General features: G+C 47.3%; 4 protein-coding genes. 2 read left to right on the top strand and 2 right to left on the bottom strand.

Annotation, left to right across the window (positions count from 1 at the left end):
• Positions 1-209 precede the first annotated feature (209 nt).
• Together QUA47_RS30220 and trxB are read right to left on the bottom strand one after the other, a co-directional pair.
• Positions 210-1,094 carry an ABC transporter permease gene (locus QUA47_RS30220; protein WP_333096144.1) on the bottom strand — a complete coding sequence of 295 codons (885 nt, stop codon included), beginning with the start codon at positions 1,092-1,094 and terminating at the stop codon, positions 210-212.
• Between the two features lie 265 nt (positions 1,095-1,359).
• A complete protein-coding gene (gene trxB, locus QUA47_RS30225) occupies positions 1,360-2,730 on the bottom strand; it encodes a thioredoxin-disulfide reductase (RefSeq protein ID WP_333433534.1) in 1,371 nt (456 codons plus the stop codon).
• 585 nt (positions 2,731-3,315) lie between these two features.
• On the opposite strand from trxB, the gene QUA47_RS30230 reads away from it, so the two are divergent.
• Positions 3,316-4,332, top strand: coding sequence for a methyltransferase domain-containing protein (locus tag QUA47_RS30230; protein ID WP_333433535.1), 1,017 nt, complete (start codon positions 3,316-3,318; stop codon positions 4,330-4,332).
• 254 nt (positions 4,333-4,586) lie between these two features.
• Positions 4,587-4,826 carry a helix-turn-helix transcriptional regulator gene (locus QUA47_RS30235; RefSeq protein ID WP_333433536.1) on the top strand — a complete coding sequence of 80 codons (240 nt, stop codon included), beginning with the start codon at positions 4,587-4,589 and terminating at the stop codon, positions 4,824-4,826.
• Positions 4,827-4,959: the final 133 nt, after the last annotated feature.

Below are 4,959 nucleotides of genomic sequence, written 5' to 3' on the forward strand. Positions count from 1 at the left end.
TATACTCTGATTTGAGCGCTATTCGACCTGAACTGCCAGGGACGGTCGTCGGATCATACCTCAATTCAGCAACGCCAGATTTAGTAATTAATCGCGCCGATATAACCATCTCTTTATAGCGCCGGTTGTAGTCAGGACTTCAGTTTTTTTTATATTTGTGAATAAGCACTAAAGTCCTGACTGCGAACTTAATTTAACCGCGAGACAAATTACTGCTGATTCCGCAGGCGAGGGTTCACAAACTCGTTTAATCCTTCCCCCACCAAAGACAGTCCCACCACCATTAAAGTCATCGCCAAACCGGGAAACAAAGCTGTCCACCAAATGCCAGTAGGCAGCGCATCTAAAGCTAAACGCAAGTCGTGTCCCCATTCGGGAGTCGCTTCGGGAAGTCCTAATCCGAGAAATCCCAAACCTCCTAATGTTAATATTGCATCGGCAGCGTTGAGCGCAAACAGCACAGGTACGCTCTGAATCACATTCAGAAACAGGTAGCGCGAAAGCACTGTCCAAGTGTCAGCCCCCATTGCTCGCGCGGCTTCGACAAACAATTCGGTTTTGACGCTGACGGTGTGATTCCTGACGACGCGGTAGTATTGAGGGATGTAGGAAATGCTCAGGGCGATCGCAGCATTCAAAACTCCTTTCCCCACTACAAACGCTAGCGTCAAAGAAAGTAGCAGCCCCGGCAAAGTATAAATTGTATCCATTAAAAATAACAACACTCGATCGAGCTTACCGCCCAAATAACCGCTAACCAAACCCAGCGGCACACCGATAAACAAACTCAAAGCAGTGGCTAAAATTACCACTTGCCAAGCCGCGCGAGAAGCAAACAGCGTGCGGGAAAACACATCGTAGCCGCTGCGGCTAGTACCAAACCAATAATTCGCCGACGGCGGTTCGTGGATGGGGTTAATCAAAGCCTCGGTAGGATTTTGCAGCCATCCCCAAGCTTGCATAGCTGGAGACAAGGTGGCTACCAATACAAACACGGCAGTTATTGTCAAACCTGCCCACATCATTTTCATTGACAGGCTTGACGGTGAGGCACTGTTGAGAAATCGCGGCAGTCGGAGGCGGCTTTGAGCCATAATGACGATCGACCTATATAAGACTTTTCGATTTTAGTAGCACTCCGGCGAAAAAACTCGGAACACTCCAAAATCCTCTTTCTCATTCGCCAAACACTCGCGACAAACCGGGTTTTTTCGCGCGATAGGGATAAAAAAAAACCGGTTTATCCCCTGCGCGCCAGTCCCGCGCAGGGGATAAACTGTTTTTTTGGCAGGTGGGACGCAAGTTGAGTTTAGGTTAAATCTCCCTTGGCGAACCTGAAATCTAAAATCGATCGACTTCCTACAAATTACTGGCAATTAACTCGCGGTACTGGCTTTTCGGCTTAACTCCCTTGAGTTCAGCCACCATATCTTTGTCTTTGAAATACTGAATCGTCGGTGTACCAATCACGCCAGCATTTTCAGCAATTTCTGGATCTTCTTCGATGTCAATTTCCACGTAGTGGATTTTGCCATCGAACTCATCTACTACTTTGCTCAAAATCGGCTTGAGGCTGTGGCAAGGCCCACAACTCGGAGAGGCATATTTGACCACAATCAGTCGATCGCTATCGTGGAACAACTTCCGCAAAGCATAACCTCCTTCGTGGCGCGTGTCTTGGATATCAAAGTTCGCGCTGGTTTTGCGGACTTTTTGAGCTTCCGGCGCTGCGACGGGTTGCTCGGATTCCTCGGTTTGGCGGAATTCCTGAGCTAAACCGTTGACTGACAGCCAACGTTCTGCCAGCATGGCCCCCATGCAGCCGCTGCCGGCGGCGGTGATGGCTTGGCGAAACTCGTGGTCTTGTACGTCGCCGACGGCGTAAACTCCCTCAACGCTGGTTTCTACCGAACCGTGTTTGGTAACGATATAGCCTACTTCGTCGAGTTCTAACTGACCTTGGAACAGTTGAGTGTTGGGAGTGTGACCGATCGCATAAAACAATCCTTTCACCAGCAAATCGCTCTCAGCGCCTGTCACGATATTTCTAAGTCTCACCCCGTCCATTTTGCCGCCCGCTTCGCCCAAAATATCAACTGCTTCGGTGTTCCAGTGAACGGTAATTTTGGGATTGCTCAGCACTCGGTCTTGCATGGCTTTGCTGGCGCGCATTTGATCGCGCCGCACCAGCATATGTACGTGAGAGCCGTATTTTGTCAAATAAATAGATTCTTCCGCTGCGGTGTCCCCCGCGCCGATTACAGCTAAATCTACTCCTTTAAAAAGTGGGGTAGCGCCGTCGCAAATGGCACAGGCAGAAATGCCGTGACTCCAAAATACGTGTTCGCTAGGCAGCCCCAGCCGTTTGGCTGTCGCGCCTGTAGCTATTACTATCGTGTGGGTTTTAATTTCTCGGTCTTCCGATCGCACTGTAAACGGACGCTTGGTCAAATCCACCGAAATTACATCTTCTGTGTATAATTCGGCACCCCAGCGCACTGCTTGAGCTTTCATCCGATCCATGAGCTCCGGCCCGGTGATGCCTTCGGGAAAGCCGGGAAAGTTTTCGACTTCTGTGGTGGTCATCAGTTGACCGCCGGGGACGCCTCCCGCTTGGTAGCCCTCAAACACTACGGGTTTCAGGTTGGCCCGACCTGCGTAGATTGCTGCTGTATAGCCTGCAGGGCCTGAGCCGATAATTACTAGGTTTTCTACGGTTTCGTTGGTCATAGCTATTTACTTAAACTCATAACGACTTCGTTTTACTAATTCTAGCAGAGTTCGATCGAGTTTTGTTTGATGCCATTGTGCGATCGAGCATCTGTATCTATTGTTGAGGGTCGATCGGTCTTCGGGGCAACTCCAGCTACTTTAATAAGCAAAAACAATCTAAAAGTCGATTTAGTTTTAAATGTTCGATCTATTTTGACTTCTCAATTCTTAAACAAATCTAAAGACGACCGAAATTATTGACTTCATTCTCAATTATTTTACCTATTTACTTGCTTTGAAGCTTGTGGTAGGATTTTCACACTCCAGGGGCATTATGACTAATTTAAGTTTTTGATGCTGAAAGCTTTTAAAACCGTAAAATTAACGAACTCTGCAAATGTAATAAACACAATTGTTTATGCAAAATCCGCATTTTATGGTTTAAGAATTGTAACGGAGATTTAGGTAGGTTTGACAAAGTACATGATTTGTGGTAAAGAAGGTGCGATAGTGGGGAAATTCGATCGAGCTTTTTAACCGCTTCGGAAGCACAGGCGGGACGCCCGTGCCACGATAAACATAGAATTTTGTATTTGTGTCTGAATGGATAAAATCAAGATATTGTTTGTGTGCAGCCGGAATAAGTGGAGGAGTTTGACTGCCGAGAAGATATGCCAGAAGGTTAGTGGCTACAGCGTGCGATCGGCAGGAACGGAAAAAGGTGCAAGAATTAGAGTAACTGAGGGTCTTGTCGGTTGGGCAGATTTGATATTTGTGATGGAGAAGAAGCATGGCGATCGACTCCGCAGCAAATTCCCGGAAAGTCTCGAAGGCAAGAAGCTTATTTGCCTGCAAATCCCGGACAATTACCAATATATGGAACCGGAGTTAGTCGAGCTTTTGCAGGCGAAACTGAACCCCTATATGAAAATGCCAGATAACGAGATAAATTTTATGCAGCGAGTTTTGGAACCGGAAGTGATGGATTCCTTGGAAGAGGCGATCGAATACGATTCGATGGACTTTACTGAGGTTAATGCTGCTTTTGCTCAGAGTGCTGCGGCCTTGGGGCCGGTTTTTGGAAACGTTTTGGATGCGGGGACGGGTACGGCGAGAATTCCGATCGCCCTTTGTCAACTCCGGTCAGCATGGAAATTGACTTGCATCGATTTGTCGGCAAATATGCTGAAAGTCGGGGCGGAAAATGTGGAAAAGGCGGGCGCGCGATCGCAAATTAATCTCGAATTAATTGATGCTAAGGCAATGCCTTACCCTGACAATTATTTTGACATGGTTATTTCCAACAGCATTATTCACCATTTGCCAGATCCACTGCCGTTTTTGCAGGAAGCCAAGCGGGTATTAAAACCGAACGGAGCAATATTTTTGCGGGATTTACTCCGACCTATGGATGAGGCAATGAGGACTCATTTAGTCGAAATGTATGCGGGAGATTGCAACGCGCATCAGAAACAGTTATTCAGCGATTCGTTGCAAGCAGCATTTACGCTGGATGAAGTTGAGGAGATGATCCAAAATGCCGGGTTGGATGGGTTGAGGATTTATGAATCTTCAGACAGGCACTGGACGGCGGAGCGTGCTTGGTGCGAGTCTTTGTAGGCTGGGGACGATCGCCCCATAACATTTCAAATGAGAATAGGAGCGATCGCGTCTTTCCAGCTATGCGCCTTACCGTTGCGCGATCTGTTTGTTGTTTAATTAATTTTTTCGGGTGGGAAAAATTAGTATGATTGAACCGCGAAGACACGAAAAACGCGAAGGAAGAGTCAGGAAGAATCAGAAGTAGATAATCTTCTCCGGGGAAGCAAGTAAGATGTTTAAGCATCTGATCGGAAAAATCTGCGATCGAAGTTATGCCGAAAAAGCCCGTTCCGCGACCTGAAAATGAAGAGTCGCATTTGAAGAAGCTCCGGGAAGAACTGGAGATGAGTCAGGAAGATTTGGCGCGAGAGCTTGGCGTTTCGTCGCCAACCATCAGCGGTTGGGAGTTGGGAAAGAATGTACCCACGTTCACCGTTAAGCAGATGAAAGCTTTGGAGAAATTGCTCGCTAGCATCGGCAGGTCGATCGGCGACTTGCCAGACAATCTCTGATCGAAACCATTAAACAAGCCCACGGATTTATCCGTGGATCACTTTTTCCAATCTAAAATCCAATACGGTTCAGTTAAGGGCTAGGCAGTGCTTAAAACAATAAATACAGGAGGATTCATTATTATTCCAGTAC

This window comes from Microcoleus sp. MON2_D5, assembly GCF_036701905.1.
GTDB lineage: Bacteria > Cyanobacteriota > Cyanobacteriia > Cyanobacteriales > Microcoleaceae > Microcoleus.

Coding starts and splice junctions, on each gene's coding strand:
- QUA47_RS30220 (WP_333096144.1), bottom strand. CDS start 1,094: ATGGCTCAAAGCCGCCTCCGACTGCCGCGATTTCTCAACAGTGCCTCA.
- trxB (WP_333433534.1), bottom strand. CDS start 2,730: ATGACCAACGAAACCGTAGAAAACCTAGTAATTATCGGCTCAGGCCCT.
- QUA47_RS30230 (WP_333433535.1), top strand. CDS start 3,316: ATGGATAAAATCAAGATATTGTTTGTGTGCAGCCGGAATAAGTGGAGG.
- QUA47_RS30235 (WP_333433536.1), top strand. CDS start 4,587: ATGCCGAAAAAGCCCGTTCCGCGACCTGAAAATGAAGAGTCGCATTTG.